Origin of the sequence: Pararhizobium sp. DWP1-1-3 (genome assembly GCF_049896125.1) — a bacterium.
Taxonomy (GTDB): domain Bacteria; phylum Pseudomonadota; class Alphaproteobacteria; order Rhizobiales; family Rhizobiaceae; genus Pararhizobium.
Genome location: NZ_JAFCTR010000004.1, coordinates 274,829 through 295,186 on the forward strand (window position 1 = coordinate 274,829; position 20,358 = coordinate 295,186).

At 59.7% G+C, this 20,358-nt stretch carries 19 protein-coding genes and 1 tRNA gene; 11 read left to right on the forward strand and 9 right to left on the reverse strand.

Annotated elements, in window-relative coordinates; genetic code table 11:
- Positions 1 to 231: 231 nt before the first annotated feature.
- Complete coding sequence (locus ACP7BS_RS12385) at positions 232 to 2,478, forward strand: OmpA family protein (protein ID WP_426238340.1); 2,247 nt, start codon at positions 232 to 234, stop codon at positions 2,476 to 2,478.
- Positions 2,479 to 2,602: 124 nt separating this feature from the next.
- Positions 2,603 to 3,337 carry a polysaccharide deacetylase family protein gene (locus ACP7BS_RS12390; protein ID WP_426238341.1) on the forward strand — a complete coding sequence of 245 codons (735 nt, stop codon included), beginning with the start codon at positions 2,603 to 2,605 and terminating at the stop codon, positions 3,335 to 3,337.
- Between the two features lie 8 nt (positions 3,338 to 3,345).
- On the opposite strand, the gene mobB is transcribed toward ACP7BS_RS12390, so the two are convergent.
- From mobB to ACP7BS_RS12405, 3 genes are read right to left on the reverse strand one after another with little or no spacing between them, the layout of a single operon-like run.
- Entirely contained in the window at positions 3,346 to 3,882 is a 537-nt protein-coding gene (gene mobB / locus ACP7BS_RS12395) for a molybdopterin-guanine dinucleotide biosynthesis protein B (protein WP_426238342.1), read from the reverse strand.
- The gene (gene mobA / locus ACP7BS_RS12400) at positions 3,879 to 4,538 is read right to left on the reverse strand and encodes a molybdenum cofactor guanylyltransferase MobA (RefSeq protein WP_426238343.1); all 660 of its coding nucleotides are present in this window, start codon (positions 4,536 to 4,538) and stop codon (positions 3,879 to 3,881) included. The genes mobB and mobA overlap by 4 nt, the downstream gene beginning before the upstream one ends.
- 24 nt (positions 4,539 to 4,562) lie before the next feature.
- Entirely contained in the window at positions 4,563 to 5,468 is a 906-nt protein-coding gene (locus tag ACP7BS_RS12405; protein ID WP_426238344.1) for a DMT family transporter, read from the reverse strand.
- 454 nt (positions 5,469 to 5,922) lie between these two features.
- Here ACP7BS_RS12405 and ACP7BS_RS12410 point away from each other — a divergent pair, with 454 nt between their 5' ends.
- Positions 5,923 to 8,475, forward strand: coding sequence for a methyl-accepting chemotaxis protein (locus tag ACP7BS_RS12410; RefSeq protein ID WP_426238345.1), 2,553 nt, complete (start codon positions 5,923 to 5,925; stop codon positions 8,473 to 8,475).
- Positions 8,476 to 8,543: 68 nt separating this feature from the next.
- Here ACP7BS_RS12410 and ACP7BS_RS12415 read toward each other — a convergent pair whose 3' ends face one another.
- Complete coding sequence (locus ACP7BS_RS12415) at positions 8,544 to 9,074, reverse strand: DinB family protein (RefSeq protein WP_426238346.1); 531 nt, start codon at positions 9,072 to 9,074, stop codon at positions 8,544 to 8,546.
- Between the two features lie 67 nt (positions 9,075 to 9,141).
- Here ACP7BS_RS12415 and ACP7BS_RS12420 point away from each other — a divergent pair, with 67 nt between their 5' ends.
- Positions 9,142 to 9,771, forward strand: a complete 630-nt coding sequence (locus tag ACP7BS_RS12420; RefSeq protein WP_426238347.1) for a TetR/AcrR family transcriptional regulator — start codon at positions 9,142 to 9,144, stop codon at positions 9,769 to 9,771.
- An 81-nt stretch (positions 9,772 to 9,852) separates the two neighbouring features.
- On the opposite strand, the gene moaA is transcribed toward ACP7BS_RS12420, so the two are convergent.
- Positions 9,853 to 10,842, reverse strand: a complete 990-nt coding sequence (gene moaA, locus ACP7BS_RS12425; RefSeq protein WP_426238397.1) for a GTP 3',8-cyclase MoaA — start codon at positions 10,840 to 10,842, stop codon at positions 9,853 to 9,855.
- Between the two features lie 273 nt (positions 10,843 to 11,115).
- Between moaA and ACP7BS_RS12430 the strand changes: the two genes are divergently transcribed.
- Positions 11,116 to 11,490, forward strand: a complete 375-nt coding sequence (locus ACP7BS_RS12430; RefSeq protein WP_113244652.1) for a gamma-butyrobetaine hydroxylase-like domain-containing protein — start codon at positions 11,116 to 11,118, stop codon at positions 11,488 to 11,490.
- Positions 11,491 to 11,726: 236 nt separating this feature from the next.
- Here ACP7BS_RS12430 and ACP7BS_RS12435 read toward each other — a convergent pair whose 3' ends face one another.
- A complete protein-coding gene (locus ACP7BS_RS12435; protein ID WP_426230267.1) occupies positions 11,727 to 11,873 on the reverse strand; it encodes a hypothetical protein in 147 nt (48 codons plus the stop codon).
- A gap of 513 nt (positions 11,874 to 12,386) precedes the next feature.
- Here ACP7BS_RS12435 and ACP7BS_RS12440 point away from each other — a divergent pair.
- Entirely contained in the window at positions 12,387 to 13,352 is a 966-nt protein-coding gene (locus ACP7BS_RS12440) for a GlxA family transcriptional regulator (RefSeq protein ID WP_426238348.1), read from the forward strand.
- Positions 13,353 to 13,504: 152 nt separating this feature from the next.
- On the forward strand, positions 13,505 to 13,834 hold the full coding sequence (locus ACP7BS_RS12445; RefSeq protein ID WP_426238349.1) for a hypothetical protein: 330 nt from the start codon (positions 13,505 to 13,507) through the stop codon (positions 13,832 to 13,834).
- A gap of 181 nt (positions 13,835 to 14,015) precedes the next feature.
- Here ACP7BS_RS12445 and ACP7BS_RS12450 read toward each other — a convergent pair whose 3' ends face one another.
- Positions 14,016 to 14,819, reverse strand: a complete 804-nt coding sequence (locus ACP7BS_RS12450) for a hypothetical protein (RefSeq protein ID WP_426238350.1) — start codon at positions 14,817 to 14,819, stop codon at positions 14,016 to 14,018.
- 329 nt (positions 14,820 to 15,148) lie between these two features.
- Positions 15,149 to 15,224 (reverse strand) — tRNA-Lys (locus ACP7BS_RS12455).
- A gap of 190 nt (positions 15,225 to 15,414) precedes the next feature.
- Between ACP7BS_RS12455 and ACP7BS_RS12460 the strand changes: the two genes are divergently transcribed.
- Both ACP7BS_RS12460 and ACP7BS_RS12465 read left to right on the forward strand, forming a co-directional pair.
- The gene (locus ACP7BS_RS12460) at positions 15,415 to 16,164 is read left to right on the forward strand and encodes a cytochrome c biogenesis CcdA family protein (RefSeq protein ID WP_426238351.1); all 750 of its coding nucleotides are present in this window, start codon (positions 15,415 to 15,417) and stop codon (positions 16,162 to 16,164) included.
- A gap of 29 nt (positions 16,165 to 16,193) precedes the next feature.
- Complete coding sequence (locus ACP7BS_RS12465; RefSeq protein ID WP_426238352.1) at positions 16,194 to 17,171, forward strand: AEC family transporter; 978 nt, start codon at positions 16,194 to 16,196, stop codon at positions 17,169 to 17,171.
- Here the strand turns inward: ACP7BS_RS12465 and ACP7BS_RS12470 are convergent.
- Positions 17,139 to 18,344 (reverse strand): UbiH/UbiF family hydroxylase, encoded by a 1,206-nt coding sequence (locus ACP7BS_RS12470; RefSeq protein ID WP_426238353.1) that lies wholly within the window; start codon positions 18,342 to 18,344, stop codon positions 17,139 to 17,141. The genes ACP7BS_RS12465 and ACP7BS_RS12470 overlap by 33 nt on opposite strands.
- A gap of 278 nt (positions 18,345 to 18,622) precedes the next feature.
- Between ACP7BS_RS12470 and pcsA the strand changes: the two genes are divergently transcribed.
- Both pcsA and ACP7BS_RS12480 read left to right on the forward strand, forming a co-directional pair.
- A complete protein-coding gene (pcsA, locus tag ACP7BS_RS12475) occupies positions 18,623 to 19,348 on the forward strand; it encodes a phosphatidylcholine synthase (protein WP_426230274.1) in 726 nt (241 codons plus the stop codon).
- Positions 19,349 to 19,357: 9 nt separating this feature from the next.
- Complete coding sequence (locus ACP7BS_RS12480) at positions 19,358 to 20,335, forward strand: quinone oxidoreductase family protein (protein WP_426238354.1); 978 nt, start codon at positions 19,358 to 19,360, stop codon at positions 20,333 to 20,335.
- Positions 20,336 to 20,358 lie beyond the last annotated feature (23 nt).

The window sequence follows — 20,358 nt, forward strand, 5'->3', positions numbered from 1 at the left end:
GCACATCCTGATGCGTTTACACTGGTTCCACGCGGAAACAGGCCTATGTCTGGCGAAGATGAACGCAACATTCATCCTGAGTTAATGCAGGTTTCGATAATCGTCTCTCATTGATTTGGGCCAATGCGCCTTCTTTTCACCGCTTCGATCTGTCCAAACAGACGAAAGTGGAGGACCGGGCGTGATTCCGGTCGAAAAACAACAAAACGGGACCTCTGAAGGAGGAAATATATGAGCATCCGATCCAAACTTTTCGCCACTGTCGCCATGCCCGTGCTGGCGGCTTCGATCGTTGTGCATCCGGCGTTGGCGGCTAACCTCGCTGCCTCGTTCGAGGTCGCGCAGGCAGAGGAAGCGCCGCAGGGCGAAGGACAGTCGAACGAAGAGGAACTGCTGCGGCTGCAGCAACAGCAGGCCGAAGAAGCTGCAAGGGCCGCCGCCGAGCAACAGGCCGCCGAGCAACAGGCTGCGCAGGAAGCCGAGCAGTTGCGCCAGCAGGAACAGCAGGCAGCCGAGCAGAAGGCTGCTGAAGATGCCGCTGCCGCTGCTGCTGCACAACAGGCAGCCGATCAGAAAGCTGCAGAGGATGCTGCGGCCGCCGCTGCTGCACAACAGGCAGCCGATCAGAAAGCTGCAGAAGATGCTGCGGCCGCCGCTGCCGCTGAACAGCAGGCGGCGGAGCAGAAGGCCGCGGAGGATGCCGCCGCTGCGGCTGCAGCCGAACAACAGGCCAATGAGCAAAAGGCCGTTGACGATGCCGCCGCTGCAGCTGCAGCCGACAAACAGGCTGCCGATCAGAAAGCGGCCGAGGATGCCGCAGCCGCAGCGACTGCAGCCGACAAGCAGGCCACGGATCAGAAGGCGGCCGACGATGCAGCGGCTGCTGCAGAACAGCAGCGCCTTGCTGATGAACAGAAGGCCGCTGAACAGAAGGCCGCTGAAGACGCACAGAAGGCACAGGAGCAGCAGCCTGCTCCGGCTGAGGAGCAGCCGGCCACCGCACAACAGCCTGCCACTACCGAGCAGCCGGCCGTCGAGGGTCAGCAGCCGCCGGTATCGCAGGAGCAGCCGGCAACGGCAGAGCAACCGCCGGTATCGCAGGAACAGCCGGCGACGGCAGAGCAGCCGCAGACCGATCCTGCCGCAGAGCAGCCGCAACAGACGACTGAGACACCGGCTCAGCCCGTTGTCGTGCCCGAGATCGTCGATACGACGACCCCGGAACAAAAGCAGGAAATCGCTGCCGATCCGGCCAAGACGGATGATACGATCGTTCTGCCGATCGAAGGCGGCGCTGCCGTCCTCGACAGCGACAAGGATGCCGACAATGCCGGTGGCCAGACGGCACGCGAAGAACGCAAGAAGCTGCGTGAAAGCCAGCGCGCCGAGCAGGAAAGCGTCTTGGCTCCAACCAACGATGCCGAAGCCCAGGCGAAGATAACCAAGGTCGAATCACAAGCCATTCAGGCTGGGATCACCGAGGAAGGCCAGAAGCTTGACGCGGCGCCGGTCTTCGTTATGCCCGGTGTTACCAATGTCGAGAACAATACGGTCAACAACAATGTGACCAGCAACACCGTCAACAATACGATTACCAACAACACCGTGACGAACAATGTCACCAATGTCGTTGTGCAGCAGCAGATCGACAACCGCACTGTCCTCAGCGTCGACAATCAGATCATCATCCGCAACGACGACCGTCCGCGTCTGCGCCGCGACTCTGAAGAGAGCTTCTACGAGGAGCTCCCGCGTGGCCGCGTTCGCGAAACGATCGTCCGTCCGAATGGCTCGCGGCTGGTGACGGTTTATGACCGCTATGGTGACATCATCCAGCGCTCGCGCATCAACCGCGACGGCGAGGAGTATCTGATGGTCTATGCGCCGGAGCCGGAAGCGGACCGTCCGCCCCGCATCCGAGACATCGGCTACGAATTGCCGCCGATGCGCCTGAGCATTCCGGTTCGCGATTACATCATCGATACATCGAGCGAGCCGGATCGCGACTACTACGACTTCCTGGCCGAACCACCGGTCGAACGGGTTGAACGTGTCTATTCGATTGACGAGGTGAAGTATTCTGCCCGTCTCCGCGACAAGGTTCGCCGCATCGATCTGGATACGATCACCTTTGCCACCGGCAGTTCGGAAGTGCCGCTTGCCCAGGCGAAGACCCTGCGCAAGGTGGCCAACGCCATCAGTGAAGTGCTTCAAAAGGACCAGGGCGAGACCTTCCTGATCGAGGGCCATACCGATGCCGTCGGCAAGGATCAGCCCAACTTGGTTCTGTCCGATCAACGCGCCGAAGCAGTCGCCGAACTTTTGACTGATGTCTACGGAATTCCTCCGGAAAACCTGGTGACGCAGGGCTACGGCGAACGGTTTCTGAAGGTGAAAACCCAGGTCGCCGAACAGCAGAATCGCCGCGTGACAATCCGTCGCGTGACACCGCTGGTCCGTCCGGTAGCCCAGAAATAGCCATAGTCCGGTCTCTCTGATGGAGATGCCGCTGGAGGACGGCCCGGTGCGCAAGCGCCGGGCCGTTTTGCTTGGTCTTTCCTTATCCTCCGGTATTGCTGCCGGATCGCATTGTGAGTTTTTGATGAAAACCCTCCTCGCCGCGCTTTTGATCTCCGTTTCCACCAGCCAAGCCTCACTCGCCGCAACCCGGCTGGTGGAGCCGCAGCTGAGGCTTGAAAGCCAGGAGAAGGGGGCGGCACCCCGCGTTGCCCTGACGTTCGATGCCTGCAGCGGCAAGACGGACGAGCGTATTCTATCGACCCTGATCGATAACCGTATTCCGGCAACCATCTTCGTGACGGCCCGATGGGTGAAGCGCAACATTGCAACGATGGCCGTCTTCAAGGCGCATCCGGATTTGTTCGAGATCGAGAATCACGGCGCAATGCACGTTCCAGCCGTCGATCATCCGGTGTCGATCTACGGCATTGCCGCTGCCGGTAGTCCGCAGGCTGTCGAAACGGAAGTTGCGGGTGGCGCGGCTGCGATCGTCGGGCGGGGATTGCAGCCGCACTGGTTTCGCGGCGCAACGGCGAAATACACCCTGTCGTCGATCGGGCAGATCCGGCAGATGGGATTTCGCATTGCCGGTTATTCGGTCAATGGCGATGGCGGCTCACTGCTGGGGGCTGCGGCTGCGGCAAAGCGGTTTGCGTCTGCCAAGGATGGTGACGTGATCATCGCCCATATCAACCAGCCGACCCATGCCGCCGGTTCCGGTGTCGTCAAGGGTATCCTGGACCTGAAGGCCAAGGGTTACGCTTTCGTCCGGCTGAATGATGCGACGGAAGATGGCAGCGACGAAACCACCAACTGATGCGCAGGTCAGCCCGGCCGTTTTGCCAGCCCGGTAATGCGCTCGATGAAATCGGCGATCGCCTGCGTGTCGTCGAGATCGAACACGGTGAGACCGCTGTCCTCGACCGGGTGATCGGCGGCAATCGCGACAATGTACGGATCGGTCGGGGCGAGCGGTTCGCGGTTCTGCGCTTCCAGCCGCCGGGCCTCAATCTTCGGGATCGGTTCGCGCTTGTAACCTTCGATCAGCACCAGATCGCATGGCGCCAGGCGGGCGAGAATGTCCGGAAAGCTCGGCTCAGGGGCGCCGCGCAATTCATGCATGATGGCATAGCGCGTGCCTGATACGATGGTCACTTCATGGGCGCCGGCCTCGCGATGGCGAAAGCTGTCGGCGCCGACCTTGTCGATATCGAAATCATGATGGGCGTGCTTGACCGTCGAGACGCGGTAGCCGCGCTGCGTCAGTTCAGTGACCAGGCGAACGGCAAGACCGGTCTTGCCGGAATTCTTCCAGCCCGCGATTCCGAAGATTTTCGGGCCGGCATTTTCTGACGGTCTCATCTTTCAGTTCCCTCGATAAAAGTCAGCCAGCGTTCGGCCATTTCAAGCTCGGCCGGGGTGTTGATGTTGAAGAACGGGTCGATCGGTCCGTCTACCGTTTCGATCATGGGAAAATCGACCCTTGCTACCGGATGTCGTTCGATGAAGCCGCGCACCCGCCGCTTGTCGTCGGTCCGCAGCCATTGTTCGAGCTCATCGGCGAGGGCGACCGGCCAAAGGGCGAAGACGGGGTGCATGATGCCGGCCGTATAGGCGACGGCGATCTGGCCGGGCTCTGTGATCGCCGCCTGAAGACGGGCAACGAGGTCGGAGGGAAAGAACGGCGTGTCGGTTGGAACTGTCGCAATGTGGCTGGCGACAGGAAAATGCCTTGCCGCATGGCGCATGCCCGAAAGCACCCCGGCCATCGGTCCGACCTGGCCTGGAACGGTATCACCAAACACGGCGATGGCGGGAGCAAGGTTCAAGCTGGTGTTCGTGTTGCTGTTGACGCTGAGGCCGGCCGTCTGCGGGGCGAGGCGCTCGATCACCCGGTGAACAAGCGGTTTGCCGCCAAGCATCACCGCCGCCTTGTCCTGGCCCATGCGCGACGACAGGCCGCCGGCGAGAACAACGCCTCGCGGGATATTTGCCGAGGGGCCTGTCTGTGCACTCATCAAACTATCCTGCCTTCAACCCACTCATTTCGGCGAACCCGGTTCGGATTGCTGCGCCAAGACCATTCGCCGCTTGTTTTCACGGGCGAATGTATAAAGCCCGGACGCGATGATGATCGCCACGCCGGTGACCATCCAGACATCCGGTTCTTCCGAAAAGAACAGGATGCCGATGCTGATCGACCAGATCAGGCTGGTATAGCGGAAGGGGGCGACAATAGCGATTTCGCCGTTGCGCATGGCCAGCACGATACACTGGTAGCCGACAAGCAGCAGCAGGCTGGCCCCCGCCAGAATTCCGATCGAGGTCATGGTCATCGGTTGCCAGCCGCCGAGCGGTACGATCAGAACCGCCCCGGTCATGGTGATGACGATGGCGGTAATGACCGAGATGAACAGCGACGGCACGGCCGGATCGATCTGCCGGGTGCAAAGGTCGCGGATCGCTGCGAAGACGACGGACACAACGACACTGAGTGCCGCGGCGGTAAAACCGTCGGGGCCGGGCCGCAAAATGATGAGTACGCCGGCAAAGCCGATGAGGATTGCCAGCCAGCGCCGCCAGCCGACGGGGTCGCCGAGGAACAGCGCCGCACCCAGCGTGACGGCCAGCGGCAGTGCCTGCAGGATCGCCGAGGCATTAGCGAGCGGGATCTGGCCGAGCGCATAGATGTAGGAGATCGAGGCGCCGACTTCGGCTGCGATTCGCAGGGCGACGACCGGCGACAGAACCAGCCGGAACGAACGCATGGCGCCGAAATGGCGGGCGAGCAGCAGGACCAGAACCGATGTGAAGAAGCCGCGCACCAGCATGATCTGACCCGCATTCATCACGCCGGTGACGGATTTGATCAAGGCGTCGTTGCAGGTGAAGCCTGCCATGGCCAGGCACATGAAGATAGCGCCGCGGAAATTTGCGGTAGGTTGCATTCTTTTTACAGGTCCGTTCTCATCACTGCCCCGGTTTTGACGAATCAGCGATGCGGCGGGATGAAGTCTGCGCTGCTGGTTTTGCCTATCTCTAAAGCATCGGCATTTCTTTTATGCAACTGCTATCCTTGATCTGTCTGAATTGACGGCAGAATAGCAAGAGTAGCCATTTCTATCCGTGTCGTAGAACCGCGAACTACGGCCCTGCGGGTTTTTAAAGCGCAAGATTAAACCCCGGGATTTTTGGCGAAATATTAAGTTTCGGCACCTATCGTGCCGGAATTCCGCTGCCCTTCGCATGATGCGAATAAGGTTGACGTAACGGCAAGTATTTCCGTTCGTGTCAACCGGATGACATTCCGGAAAGCGCCATGGCTGCGCCCCGGTTCGTTCGTTCTCAACCAGAGAGCAATCTGGCGGAAATGTCCGATTTGCTCAACATCTGGAGTTCGGAATGTCCCTGATCGATCGCTCTCTGCAGCGCCTGCGCATTGTCACCAAGGTTTTGCTGTTCGTCGTGCCGCTGGTGGCGCTGATCGCCGGCATCGGTCTTGTCGGATACTTCACCGCAAGCACGTTGAATGGGCACATGACCGTGACGCGTGAAACGATCAACAATCTCTCCGACTTCCAGTCGTTGCGCAGCGGGCTGCAGAATTTTTCCGACAATCCCACCGAAGAGACACGCGCGACGCTTGCCAGCCGGATAGATGAACAGGAAAACGGTATCCGCACGCTGGATGACCTGCTGACCGCCGGCGAAGACAAGGCAAAGATCGAATCGGTCGTTTCGCTTGGCCAAGCCATGCGCGGGCAGCAGGACAAACTCTGGTCGCTCAAGACCGAGCGCGACACTGTCACGGCATCGCTCGACGCGGCGCTTGCAGACATGACGGTGCAGGGCAACACCGCCTTCAAGCAGATCGATATCCTGCGCAAGGAATCGGGCGAAAAGGAATCCTTCGCCAAAGCACTGTTGTTCGATGCCGCCGCCTATCAGGGCCTTGCCGAACGCATCAAGAAATTCCGCCTGCCAGTCACTATGGCGATCGCGCCGGATGCCAAGGTCCAGCAGGCCACGACGCTGATGCCGCATCTTTTGAAGCAGATTGCCGAGGCCGAAAAGATCGCGTCCGACAAGGTTTTGAAGAAAATCTCTGAAGTGAAGGCCGATACCAAGGTCATCCAGGATATCCTGGCCAACAGCGATCCCAACGACGTCAAGAAGACGCAGCTGAGCTCGGCAATGATCAAGTTTTCGAAATACGAGTCCGATTTCGCCAAGGAAGCCGTCACCAATTCGGATACGGCGGCCAAGCGCTTCGTCGGCATGGACAGCGAAATCTCCACCCTGAAGACGCTGATCGGCCTGATGAACGAGACCTTCAAGGGCCTCGACGACACGCGCCTGCATATCAGCGAACTGCACCGCAAGCTCGACACGGCGAGCCGCGACAATGTCATGACCGATATCGCCGCCGTACGCGAGAGCGTGACGAAGCTGTCGGAACTCGGCGGAAAGAACGCGGCACTGCGCGATCTCGCCGGCAAGCTGGCACCGTCGCTCGAGCAGATCGATACCGGCACCGCCCAGCTGATCGATGTCGGCGCCCGCTGGCAGGCGGCGAAGACCGAAGCCGCAGCTCTTGTGGCGGACGCCAGCCAGACGCTGGAGAATTTCGTCAGCAGTGCCCAGGAAGCTGGCAAGAAGGACAGCCAGCGCTCCGCCGATGTCTCGATCATCGCCATGGTTGCCGGCACGCTGCTGGCGATCGTCGGTGGCCTGATGCTGATCGAAACGCTGCGCGGCCCGTTGAAGCGGGTGACCGAGACGATGACCCGGTTGGCCAATGGCGATCTTGAAGTCGCCATCGAAGGCCGCAACCGTGGCGACGAGATCGGCGACATGGTGCGCTCGGTTGCCGTCTTCCGCGACAACGCCGTCGAAAACGTCCGGCTTGGCCAGGAAGCGGAAGCTGCCCGCACGCTGTCAGCCGAAGAGGAAGCCCGCCGCCGGCAGGAGCGCGCCCGCATCGAGGCCGACCAGATGGAAGCGCTGACGGCACTCTCCGATGTGCTCGCCAAGCTTGCCGACGGCAATCTGGAGGAGGGCATGGCGGAAGATCTGTCCGAAGATTACATCGTCATGGCCCGCACCTATAACAACGCCGTCGAGGCGCTGCGGGCGACGCTGATCGATGTCCGGTCAGTAACCGACGAAATCACCAGCGGCACCGGTAACCTTGCGACCTCCGCAGATGATCTCGCCCGCCGCACCGAACAGCAGGCCGCAGCGCTGGAAGAAAGCTCGCGTGCCCTTGGCCAATTGACGGAGATCGTCCGCTCGACGGCCGAAAGCGCGCGCAAGACCACCGTCTCGGTCGATCAGACGCACAGCTATGCCAAGCATTCCGGCGAAGTCGTTGCCAAGGCAATCGACGCGATGGCGGCGATCAACAAGTCGTCCGACAAGATTTCGACCATCATCGGCGTCATCGATGAGATCGCCTTCCAGACCAACCTGCTGGCGCTGAATGCCGGGGTCGAAGCAGCCCGTGCCGGTGATGCCGGTCGCGGCTTTGCCGTTGTCGCACAGGAAGTGCGCGAGCTTGCTCAGCGCTGTGCGGGGGCCGCTCGCGAGATCAAGGGGCTGATTTCGGAAAGCTCCGTGCAGGTGCGCGGCGGTGTCGAATTGGTTCAGGAAACCGGCAATGCGCTGACCGTCATCAACGACCACATCTCGACCATCCACCAGCTGGTGAGCAACATCGAATCGGCCGCCGCCGACCAGTATCGCGGCCTCAACGAGGTTAATCAGGCGGTGCGCGAAGTCGAACTGATTACCCAGCAGAATGCCGCCATGGTCGAGGAAAACACCGCCGAAATCCACGGCCTGCGCCATCAGGTCGATATTCTCAACGAGAAGATCGAACGCTTCAAGACCGGCACCAACCGCTCGGTCTCGGGCGGCCGGGTGCAGGGATACGGCAGAAGCTACGCGGCTTGAGGTTGGCGGACTTTGACGGCAAGCTCGATACCGAGTAAACGTGAGAAACAGGCTTGCGCGTTTGCCGATTATGTCCATGCCGTTACCGGCGGTTCCTTCTCGTGAAGTCTGCGTGCCGGCTCGGTCTGGTGCAGATAGACGGCAAACGTGTCCCACGGCGGGGTGGTGGAAAGCTGAGAGAGAATCCGGCCAACTTCCCCGCGATGATAGCCGCCATGCAAGATGACGTGGGTCAGCATTTCCGCCCTCGACATGCAGCCCTTGTCACCATCGGTGAAGTCGAACCGGATAGCGTCTGAAAGCTGTTGCGGAGGCACTGTCTGGACATAGTCCAGATACCACCGGTCTGACGCCGATACGGCGGCCCGCAGCTCGTTCAATGATGGGGTGTCGGCTGTGTTGTCAGAGGTGTAGCCGTGCGTCTTGCCCGTCAGATGCGCTGCGAATATTTGAGCGACCACATAATAGTGGTTGATCAGCCGGATCGCCGTATGACGTTCGGTTTTTTGTGTGTCCGGATCCAGTTTTTCCAGCTTGCCGAATAGATCGGCATTGGCCCATGCGTGATAGCCATACAGGGTCAGAAAACAGCCGCTCATGGTCGGATATCCCTTTGAATTCCGCGGAATGTGAGTAACGTGTTTATATTCAACAAGGAGGATATCGTTGTCTACTCGCATTGCGAAATCGCCGCCCGTCATGCGCAAAGAGCCTCGTCAGGCGCGCTCAAAGGCGACCGTCGAGGCGGTCATTGAAGCAGGCGCTCGCATTCTGAGCGATCAGGGGTGGGCCGAATTTACCACCAATAAGGTGGCCGATGCCGCCGGGGTCAGCGTCGGCTCGCTGTATCAGTATTTTCCCGACAAGCTTTCCCTGATCGAAGCCATCCGCCGCCGTCACCTCGATGACTGTCTCGCCGTTATGCGGAAGTCCTGGAAGGAGGGGCTGCCTGTGGCGCTGTTCGTGGAGGGGCTCGTTCGTGACATGATCGCGGCGCACAGCATCCACCCCGGGCTGCATCGGGTGCTCATCGACGAGGCACCCAGCTTCCATGCTTCCAAGGATCCCCACAGCGCATTCGAAACGGAATATCTCGGTTATTACGCCAGAGCTGTCGCGTCCTACCGGAAGCACGAGACGGACGCCGCCAATCACACCGTCGCGCTGATCATCTCGGATGCCATTGACGGGGTGATCCACAACGCTGCGCGGCGGGGGATGCTCGCTGAGCCACAGGTGAAAGACCAGCTTGTCCGGATGATCGGCTTGTATCTCGGCGAGGCGGCCACGGCATGAGCCGCGTCCGTTTTTTTCAGTGGGTCGATATGATCGTCCGCAGCAAAAGGCCGGACACCCGGTGTTTCAATCTACGGGAGATCACCCCCCGGTGACGCTCATGTGGCGAGCGACAGCGGGCTTGTTGCGGGTGCGGTCGATGATGAAGTCGTGGCCTTTGGGCTTGCGGGTGATCGCCTCGTCGATGACGCTCGACAAGTAGGCGTCGTCGTCGGAGGCGCGCAGCGCGGTGCGCAGGTCGGCGGCGTCGTTCTGGCCGAGGCACATGTAGAGCGTGCCGGTACAGGTGAGGCGCACACGATTGCAGCTCTCGCAGAAGTTATGGGTCATCGGGGTGATCAGGCCGAGCCTGCCGCCGGTTTCCGCAACCTGCAGATAACGCGCCGGGCCGCCGGTCTTGTAGGGGATGTCCGCAAAGGTGAACTGTTCAGCCAGAGTGTCGCGCATCTCCGAGAGCGGCATATAGTGGTCTGTACGGTCCTCGTCGATCTCGCCCATCGGCATGGTTTCGATCAGCGTCAGGTCCATGCTGCGGCCATGTGCCCAGCGCATCATGGCGGGGATTTCGGCGTCGTTGAAGCCTTTGAGCGCGACGGCATTGATCTTGACATGAATGCCGGCTGCCTGCGCGGCATCGATGCCTTCCATGACCTTCGACAATTCACCCCAGCGGGTGATCTGCCTGAATTTTTCGGGGTCAAGCGTATCGAGCGAGACGTTGATGCGGCGCACCCCGCAGTCGGCAAGCTCGCCAGCGAATTTCGACAGCTGCGAGCCGTTGGTGGTCAGCGTCAATTCGTCGAGACTGCCAGCATGGACGTGCTTGCCGAGTTCGCGCACCAGGAACATGACGTTCTTGCGCACCAAGGGCTCGCCGCCGGTCAGCCGCAGTTTCCGCACGCCCTTGGCGATGAAGGCGGAACAGAGCCGGTTCAACTCCTCCAGCGTCAAAAGATCCTTCTTGGGCAGAAAGGTCATGTTCTCCGCCATGCAATAGGTGCAACGGAAGTCACAGCGATCCGTCACCGAAACCCTGAGATAGGTGACAGCTCTCCCGAACGGGTCGATCATCGGTGTTTTGGCATCGACCAGCTTGTGCGCGCCGATCCTGTCGATGGTAACGGTATTCAAGACAATTCTCCCTGTTCCTTCAATGTCGTGACCAAAACCGGCTGCGTCAAGGCGAAAGCGGTCAAAACCATGAGAAAACCGGCGCGAAACACTTTCTTATGATCGGGGGAAGTACGGGCTTATGATCAAGGGAAGGGCGCACCCGGGCGCAACCAATTCCCTCGGGCAGGAAACTGCGCTAGTGCTTGCGGGCACCAATGGAGACTGCATGGCATGAGCGATATATGGCCGACCGAACTGCGTGTGTCGAAGGACCGTCACCGGCTGACGGTCGCCTTTAACGACGGTACGTCCTTCGATCTTTCGGCGGAAATGCTGCGTGTTCTCTCGCCATCGGCGGAGGTGCAGGGCCATGGACCGGGGCAGGGCCTGACCGTGCCCGGCAAGCGCAATGTATCTATCATCTCGATGACGCCGACCGGCAATTACGCCGTGCGCATCGGCTTCGACGACGGCCACGATACCGGCATCTTCACCTGGAATTATCTGCGCGAACTGGGTGCCACCGGCGAGACGCTGTTTGCGGCCTATGAGCAGGATCTGGCTGACAAGGGCATGACCCGGGACAAGGCGGAAAAGCCGCGCTGACGCGCCCATTCCCGTCTATCTAAGCGCTTGTGGATTAGGGATCAGCGGAACATCCCATCGAGAGCTAATCCCCGCGATCTCGTCATCGGCGGCCAGACCGCCTTCGTGTTCAAGAATTGAGAGACGGCGGGCTTCTGAGCGGCTCAACTTGAGCCGCACGCCGAGACCTCGTTCATCGTCATCGATAAAGGCCGGTAGCAGGTCAAGCGGTTGGCATGCTTGCCACAATACGCGTGCTACAGCACGAAGAAGCCGATGATGGCGGCAATCGGCACGGGCACGCCGACGAGCCAGATCAGCAATTCCCGCACCATGAAATTGCGGTAATCCGATTGGCCGCCTGGTGCCGGGATAGGGGTCTGGACAGGTGGATTGGTCATCATAACCACAGCATCCAGATCAGGATGACGGCGATGAGGGGAACACCCATGAACCATAGGAGACCAGCGCGCAGCATGTGACTTTCCTTCCTTAAATGATTCTGTTGAGCCGGTGTAACGCGCGGTTGTTCGGTTTCGTTCCTTCCACCTGTCGCTGTCGATCCAGTTGCGGGAAGGTAAGGTATCGAAACGTGGCCGGGTGACCGCTTGAAATATGTTTTAGGACGAGCCTTGACGCTGCAGAGAGGAGTTTTTGCAGACATGTTTCCCGTCAAACAACTGCCGGAATAGAGAAGCATCGCGTCTTTTCTGATGTTTTCGGAAAACGATGTTTTCGGAAAAAAACGGGCCGAAGGCATCTCTGCCGTTCGACCCGTCCGGTAAGGATCGGTAGGGGGAATGTCCAGACATTCGTGGGCCTGTCAAAGGCTGCGAACGGGAGGTCTTACCTCCACATCATGCCTGAGTGATCCCAATCCATTTGACATAAAGCGCAGAAAATTTGACATTTCCCGGATGTCGCTGCTCAAGAATTCTGATTGCGCCGTTCAGGTTGTGATTATCGTCCTGCCCGAATCGTCGATCATGTCACTGGCCTCGGTGCTGGATCCGATGCGTGCTGCCAATAGGGTGGCCGGTAAAATTCTATTCGACTGGAAAATTCTGTCTCCGGATGGCGAGCCGGTTCTTCTCACATGCGGTGTCCTCATTGCAGTAGATGGGATGTTTTCGGCGCGTGAGCAGGGTGATTGCCTGTTGATCATCGGCGGTTTCAATCTGGACCGACATGCGCAAAAACCGTTCATCGCTGGCCTGCAGGCCGCCGCCCGGCATTTTTCCACCGTCGCCGGCATCGAATCCGGTTGCTGGCTCTTGGCACGTTGCGGGCTCGTCAATGGGCGCTCTGCAACGGCACATTGGGAGGAACTGGAGGATTTCGCACTGGCGTTTCCGGATGTTTCCGTCCGCGCCGACCGGTTCGTGACGGATGGAAAATTCTGGACCTCCGGGGGCGCATCGCCGACCTTCGACATGATGCTGCACCTGATCCGGCAGCGGTTCGGCTCATCCATCGCGCTCGATGTGGCGAGCATCTTTGTCTATGACGAGACGCATGCTGCGACGGATGCACAGCCGCTGGTGTCGCTTGGCCGAATGGAAGCGCTCGATCCGCAGCTTGCCCAGGCGATCCGCCTGATGGAAAGGACGCTTGAGCGGCCCTTGTCGATCACGGCGCTTGCGCTGCGTGCCGGACAGTCGCAGCGTCAGCTCGAAATGCGGTTTGCCCGGTCGCTCGGGGTCAGCCCCGCACGTTACTATCTGCGGCTGCGGCTGCAGACGGCGCACCGGCTGGTGAGCGATACGCAACTGAGTATCCGCGAGATCGCTCTTCGCTGCGGTTTCGACAGCCTTTCGTCTTTCTCGCGCGCCTTCAAACGCCAATATGGTGACAATCCAATGAAACTGCGCCGAGGCCGCTAGTGACGGAATACCATCATCATGCCTTATATGATCTGTTGAGAGCCGGCGCGAAATCGGAGGCGTATGCAAACAGAACAGGCGGCCATCACCATTGCCTCTTGCCTCAACCTTGCGGCGCCATATCTCTCGCTTGAATGGAGAGATCAACGACAATGAAAACCATGATTCTGGCGGCCGCCATCGGCGTTTCGACCCTGCTGCTTGCCGGGTGTGTCAGCGAAAGCGTTTCCTATCAAGGCAACGGCTACAACTCGCGCCCGCGCGAATACTCCGAGCGCTATAACCGCAATGAGCGCTGGCGTGACCGCACCGATGATCGGGAAGGCCGGGAATACGGTCGCCGCGACCGCAGCAATGATGAGGGCCGCGCGGACTGGCGCGAGCGGGATGGACGGAGCGGTGATCGCCGCTGCGGCAACGATCCCCGCTGCGAAGCTCCGGAATACAATCCGGAACGGCCCGGCTATTACCGCCGCGGCTGACCCGGACAAGACTGTTTGATAATCAGAACCGGCATGAGGCATCTGGCCGCGATGGTTCAAACTAAAACAGCGTCGCCTTCGCGGGTGACGCTGTTTTTGTTTTGAGGCTTTGGACGGCGTTCGATGACGCCGCAAGCGGGCATGGGATACCGGTTAAGACTGCTGTTTCGACGCAGTTCAGTCAGCGCAGATTGCCGACGGGAAACTGGAAGTTCACGCCGGCGAAAATCTGCCACCGTGGTGCACCGGGGCCGTCGTGCCAGACCGTATATTGCGGTTCGATGAACGCGTTCATCGTGATGCCCTTGTCGAGCTGGAACACCTTTCCCACACCCAGGCCGACAGGGATGTAGCTGGCCCCGCTTTCCATATTGAAGTTCCAGGTCGCCGAAGAGCGCAGGTAAAAGCCCTTGTCCAGGTTGACGTTGACGATCGGCTGCAGCGTGAGAAGATTGACATCGTCGCGCAGATCACTGCCGGCAAACGAGGCCTGATAGGTGACAAGGCCGCCGAGAAGACCCCAGCTCTGCGGTGCCACCATGACGCCGGCAGCGCCAGCCTGCCACTTTCCACTGCCAAGCTCGTCTTCGCTCGCGGTCGGAATAACCAGAACCGGGCCTGCCGCAAAGGTGATATCGCCTGCCTTTGGCAGCACGAACAGATCGATCAGTGTGAGATCGCCGATCCCCGTCACATAGCCGTCCGGCACCTCCGGTGAGGTTGCGACGGGCAAGGTAAAGCGTATCAGCTGCGGCAGTCCGAAAGCATCCGAGGGAATGAGGCCGCGCAGGAGAAACTGGTTGGCATGCTTGTCTTCCGGAACATCGATGAAATCCGGAATAAAGTAGTCCTGAAAATTGATCGTTATTTTCGGCGTCAGCGGATTGTTCGCAGCGTTGATGTCCTCATGTTCCTGAGCCAACACGGTTGTCGACGTGCACAGGATGGCCAGAAACGCGGCTGCAAGGGGATTGAAATACTGCATCTAGGAATCTCCGCGTCGAACGGGGGCAATAGAGCACGATTCTGATCCCGGCGGGAGTACGTTATGGTTACTGCGGCGAAACAATGCCCTCGAACTCCCTATCAGCACCGGCGACACATCAGGATGCGCCGCACAAGCACAGACCGCGGTACCGGCTTCCTCACTCAGGCTGGACTATAAAAACAAGGGTAGACCCCGCAGCTGCACGGTTCATGTCAACGGAGCGACGTGGTTCTGAAATCTGATGAAATCGAATGGAATTTTGGGATCTGCGATCGGATGACGATTGCACCAAATATCCGCTAAATTATTGATTTTCATATATTTTATGGTGAGAGCGCAGGGATTCGAACCCTGGACCTACTGATTAAAAGTCAGTTGCTCTACCGACTGAGCTACGCTCTCCCAAAGCCGGTCTGTTATGACCGGCGGAAGTGGGCGGACATATGCACAGCGCGCTTGTTTTGGTCAACCCAAAAAACGGGCAAAAGTGCAAAAACGATGTTTTCCAAGGAGATCGCCAAAAGGTGATTGGTTTGGCACCCGCTTCGGCGCTAAGACGGCCGGGCTTGTTGCAGGCTGGAGTTTTGACCTGGTGTCCATCGCTGATATTTCCATCTGGACCGCCGTTCTGGCGGGCGCACTCTCCTTTCTTTCGCCCTGCGTTCTGCCGCTGGTGCCGCCCTATCTCTGTTACATGGCGGGCATATCGGTGGATCAGTTTCGCGGTGGCGAAACGCAGGTCGCCTCCACCGGCACCCGGCGTGCGGTGTTTGGTGCCGCCTTCCTGTTCACGCTCGGCTTTGCCACCGTGTTCGTGGCGCTTGGGGCAGGGGCATCCACCATCGGCCTTGTGCTGCGCCAGCATATCGACATCTTGTCGCGCATCGGCGGGATCGTCATCATCATCATGGGCATGCATTTCCTCGGCGTGTTCCGGATCGGCATCCTCGGGCGCGAGGCGCGTTTTCAGGGGAACGGCAAGCCGGCGACGCTGTCGGGCGCCTATATCATGGGCCTCGCCTTTGCGTTTGGCTGGACGCCCTGCATCGGTCCGGTGCTCGGCACCATTCTCGGTGTTGCGGCTGCGCGTGATACGGTGACGGACGGAGCCATGCTGTTGGCTGTCTATTCGCTGGGGCTGGCGATTCCGTTCTGGATCGCTGCCGGGTTTTCGGGCGCTTTCATGAAATTCCTGTCGCGCTTCCGCCGCCATCTTGGCCTGGTGGAAAAGCTGATGGGGGTTTTCCTGATTCTCGCCGGCCTTGCCTTCGTTTTCGGCTTCATCAGTTCGATGGCCATATGGTTCCAGGAAACCTTTCCAGTCCTGATGCAAATCGGCTAAGCACGAACCTCAAACAGAGGTTCAAAGCGATGGCAGAAATAGCCGGTTTGGTACTGCCGTTCTTCGGCCTGATCTTCGTCGGCTATCTGACGGCGAAGCTCGCCCGCAATCCGGCGGGCGAGGGCGCCGGCGATGCCATGGGCTGGCTCAATATCTTCATCATCTACCTGGCGCTGCCGGCTTTGTTCTTCAAGCTGGTCTCCAAGACGCCGATCGAGCAGCTCACCCGTTTCGACTTCGTCCTTTCCTCGATCGGTGCCACCTATACCGTCTTCGCGCTGGTTTTTGGCGTTGGTTACTGGATACGCCGAAATTCGCTGGCCGAATCGACGGTGCAAGGGCTGGCAGGCGCCTATGGCAATATCGGTTACATGGGGCCGGGACTGGCGCTCCTGGCATTCGGAGAGCCGGCAGCGGTACCGGTTGCCCTGATTTTCTGCTTCGAGAACGTTCTGCATTTCATGGTCGCGCCGGCCATGATGGCGCTGGCTGGTGACGAGAAGAGCTCACCCGGACGGCTTGCACTCGCGATCGCCAGGAAAATCCTGCTGCACCCATTCATCCTGTCGACGATCGCCGGCGTAATCGCCGCATATTTCTCATTCCAGCCGCCGGTGCCGGTGCAGAGGCTGATCGATTATCTGGCGCAGGCAGCCGCTCCCTGCGCCCTGTTTGCCATGGGCGTGACGCTGGCGCTGCGGCCGCTGAAACGCATTCCTGCCGAGATCGCCTATATCGTGCCGGCAAAGCTGATCCTGCACCCGGTACTGATGTATCTGGTGATGGGGCTCGCCGGCAATTTCGAGCCGGTCTGGGTGCAGACGGCCGTGCTTCTGGCTGCATTACCGACGGCGACCAATGTCTTTGTCATCGGCCAGCAATATGGCGTCTGGCAGGAGCGGGCGTCGGCAACGATCCTGATCACCACTGTTTTCTCGGTGGCGACGGTGACGATGTTGCTCTACCTGATCAGCTCAGGCGCTCTTCCGGCCGATCTTTTCCCGTAAGGTACTGCGCAGGGATTGCAGGGCACTGCCGGGATTGATCCCCTCGCGCATCATCAGATTGCGCAGCGGCGCGACGCTGGCCAAGGCCTGCAGTCCGGCGGCACGCAGCATCTGCACCGGCAGGAAATCGGACAACAGGGAGCGATTGAGCAGATCGACGCTGACGGTGCGGCTGAAAATATCCGCCCGCCGCTTTCGGTCGTAACGTGCCCCAAAATCATCGGGGATAGGCGCGGACCCAAGTAGGGATATGGCGGCCATAATGTCGCGCAGGCTGAGGTTGAGCCCCTGTGCGCCGATCGGCGGGAAGGCGTGGGCCGCTTCGCCGATCAGGATCGCCCGGCCCTTGCCGAAGGATTTGGCGGCCATGCCGGACAGCGGAAACGACTGGGGTGCGCCTTCGATGGTGACTTTGCCCAGCATCGACTGCATGCGCTGCTCCACCGCCAAGGTCAGAGCGTCAGGCGCAAGCGCCAAAGTTGCTTCGGTATCCTCCGGCTTCTGAACCCAGACAAGGCTGGATCTTAAGCCGCCGGGCAGCGGCACCTGGGTGAAGGGCCCATGTGGCGTGTGGAATTCCGTCGAGATGTTCTGGTGGGCCACCTGATGGGAAAAGTTGAGAACAAGTGCGCTTTGCGGATAGGACCAATTCCTGACTTCGATCCCGGCTGATGCCCGTACACCGGATTTACGGCCGTCGGCGCCAATCACGAGGCTTGCGGTGACGCTGCGGCCATCATCGAGCGTCAGGATGGTGCGTTCAGGTTCGAATTCGACCTGTGTCAGGCTCGCGGCGATACGCATAAGCGACGGCCGCTTCTCGGCTTCCTTGTCCAGCAGGGCTAGAAAGGGCGCATTCGGAATATTGTATCCGAATGCCTCCAGCCCGACTTCGGCGGCATGAAAGGTCACGGTCGGCGCACGCAGCAGACGGTTCGTCCCGTCGATGATTCGCATGCTGGAAAGCGGCGCTGCCAATGGGGCAATCGCCTGCCAGATGCCAAGGTTCCGCACAAGCCCAAGCGATTGATCCATCAGCGCCGTGGTTCGTCCATCGGCTTTTCCAGCCGCCGGCGCGATCAGTACGACGCTGCGGCCCGTGTCGGCGAACGCCAGCGCAGCCAGCGATCCGGCCAGCCCTGCACCGACGACTGCGATTTCAAAGTGCTCCATGGCGTCCGCTTCCCGTGCATGTATCTGTTGAGGTCTTAATCTTAACCGTCGGCGGGCGCGAATGAAATGGGGTGAAATGGCGCAGATGCCCGTCGCATCCACAGCTGATTGTTGTGCTTTTGCGGCATCAGGTGATTTTTGCTGGCAGCCAAACTCAAACGGTGCATATTACCGCCAACACCCGTTGGACAATGCGGGGACGGGAGTGTGGCCGTTGAAACAGCCGGTTCAGCATGCTTCCAAGGAAAGCGCAGAGTAAGGACAGGGTGCGTCTGCCGATGAAGTTTTTTAACTACAAGCGCGTGCCCTACGCGGAAATTCGCGCATTTTCCGTTCATATTCTCACCGCATCCGGCTCGTTTTTGGCCTTTCTGGGCGTTGTTGCCGCAGCCGAGCACCGATTCGTCGATATGTTCTGGTGGTTGGGCCTGGCCCTTGCCGTCGATGGGATCGATGGTCCGATCGCCCGCAAGGTCCGGGTCAAGGAAGTCCTGCCCAATTGGTCCGGCGATACGCTCGACAATGTCATCGATTACGTCACCTATGTGCTGCTTCCGGCCTTCGCCCTCTATCAGAGCGGCATGATCGGCGAGCCCTGGTCGTTCTTTGCCGCCGGCGCCATCGTCATGTCGAGTGCGATCTACTACGCAGACATGGGGATGAAGACTGACGAGTATTTCTTCTCCGGTTTCCCGGTCGTCTGGAACATGGTGGTTTTCACGCTGTTCGTCATCGATGCCAGCGAACTGGCGGCCTCGATCGTCGTTTTCGTTTCGGTCGTGTTGACCTTCATGCCGATCAGCTTCCTGCACCCGGTGCGCGTCAAGCGTCTGCGGCCGCTCAACCTGGCCGTCTTTACCGTCTGGTCGGTGCTCAGCGGCTATGCGCTGCTGTTGCATTTCGATACGCCCGCATGGGTCGTGGCCGGCGTCGTCGGCACCGGCATCTATCTCTATGTCATCGGTTTTGTGTTGCAGATATTTCCCCGGCTTGGACGGGATTGAGGAGGGTTCATGGCACAGGCCATCATGGTGCGCGCGCTTGGCGGACCGGAAGTTCTCAAAATTGAAGGTGTGACGCTTTCCGCGCCAGGCCCGGGCGAAGTGCAGATCCGTCAGGTCGCTGTCGGCGTGAATTTCATCGACGTCTATTTCCGCACCGGTCTCTACAAGTCGGCCGAAGGGCTTCCCTTCATTCCGGGCAAGGAGGGCGCCGGCATCGTCACGGCGGTCGGTGACAATGTCAGCAGCTTTGCAGTCGGTGACCGCGTTGCCTACGCGTCCTCCGACGGCGCCTATGCCAGCGAACGCAATATCGAGATTTCGCAGCTGGTGAAGGTGCCGGACGATATCACGCTGGAAACGGCGGCGGCGATGATGCTGAAAGGCATGACGGCGCAGTATCTGCTCAACCAGACCTTCAAGGTCGGCCCGGAAACCACGCTGCTGTTTCACGCAGCCGCTGGCGGCGTCGGCCTGATTGCTGGGCAATGGGCCAAGGCGCTGGGCGCGACCGTCATCGGCACGGCGGGTTCGCAGGACAAGATCGACCTCGCGCTGGCGCATGGCTATGACCATGTCATCAACTACCGTACCGATAATTTTGTCAGCGCGGTCAAGGAGATTACCGGCGGCAAGGGCGTTGATGTGGTCTATGATTCGGTCGGCAAGGACACCTATCCGGCCTCGCTTGACTGCATCAAGCCGCGTGGTCTCTGGGTCAGCTTCGGCAATTCGTCGGGTCCTGTCGAAGGCGTCAATATCGGCATCCTCGCCCAAAAAGGCTCGCTGTTTGCGACGCGGCCGACCCTGTTCAGCTATGTTTCGACACGGCCGGCACTCGAGGCGTGTGCAAACTCCCTGTTTGATGTTGTGCAAAGCAACAAAGTGCGTATCAATATCAACCAGACGTATGCACTGGCAGATGCAAGCCAGGCGCATGCGGATCTGGAAGCAAGAAAAACGAGCGGAACAACATTGCTGATTCCTTGAGACAAGCCGGAGAGGCAGCCAGG

Bases quoted from the DNA above. Each gene is read 5' to 3' on its own strand.
- mobA (WP_426238343.1), bottom strand. From the start codon at position 4,538: ATGAGTGCACAGACAGGCCCCTCGGCAAATATCCCGCGAGGCGTTGTT.
- ACP7BS_RS12470 (WP_426238353.1), bottom strand. From the start codon at position 18,344: ATGGAGCACTTTGAAATCGCAGTCGTCGGTGCAGGGCTGGCCGGATCG.
- pcsA (WP_426230274.1), top strand. From the start codon at position 18,623: ATGAAGTTTTTTAACTACAAGCGCGTGCCCTACGCGGAAATTCGCGCA.
- ACP7BS_RS12415 (WP_426238346.1), bottom strand. From the start codon at position 9,074: ATGAGCGGCTGTTTTCTGACCCTGTATGGCTATCACGCATGGGCCAAT.
- ACP7BS_RS12450 (WP_426238350.1), bottom strand. From the start codon at position 14,819: ATGCAGTATTTCAATCCCCTTGCAGCCGCGTTTCTGGCCATCCTGTGC.
- ACP7BS_RS12440 (WP_426238348.1), top strand. From the start codon at position 12,387: ATGTCGCTGCTCAAGAATTCTGATTGCGCCGTTCAGGTTGTGATTATC.
- ACP7BS_RS12390 (WP_426238341.1), top strand. From the start codon at position 2,603: ATGAAAACCCTCCTCGCCGCGCTTTTGATCTCCGTTTCCACCAGCCAA.
- ACP7BS_RS12385 (WP_426238340.1), top strand. From the start codon at position 232: ATGAGCATCCGATCCAAACTTTTCGCCACTGTCGCCATGCCCGTGCTG.
- ACP7BS_RS12435 (WP_426230267.1), bottom strand. From the start codon at position 11,873: ATGATGACCAATCCACCTGTCCAGACCCCTATCCCGGCACCAGGCGGC.
- ACP7BS_RS12445 (WP_426238349.1), top strand. From the start codon at position 13,505: ATGAAAACCATGATTCTGGCGGCCGCCATCGGCGTTTCGACCCTGCTG.
- ACP7BS_RS12430 (WP_113244652.1), top strand. From the start codon at position 11,116: ATGAGCGATATATGGCCGACCGAACTGCGTGTGTCGAAGGACCGTCAC.
- ACP7BS_RS12405 (WP_426238344.1), bottom strand. From the start codon at position 5,468: ATGCAACCTACCGCAAATTTCCGCGGCGCTATCTTCATGTGCCTGGCC.
- ACP7BS_RS12480 (WP_426238354.1), top strand. From the start codon at position 19,358: ATGGCACAGGCCATCATGGTGCGCGCGCTTGGCGGACCGGAAGTTCTC.
- moaA (WP_426238397.1), bottom strand. From the start codon at position 10,842: ATGATCGACCCGTTCGGGAGAGCTGTCACCTATCTCAGGGTTTCGGTG.
- mobB (WP_426238342.1), bottom strand. From the start codon at position 3,882: ATGAGACCGTCAGAAAATGCCGGCCCGAAAATCTTCGGAATCGCGGGC.
- ACP7BS_RS12465 (WP_426238352.1), top strand. From the start codon at position 16,194: ATGGCAGAAATAGCCGGTTTGGTACTGCCGTTCTTCGGCCTGATCTTC.
- ACP7BS_RS12410 (WP_426238345.1), top strand. From the start codon at position 5,923: ATGTCCCTGATCGATCGCTCTCTGCAGCGCCTGCGCATTGTCACCAAG.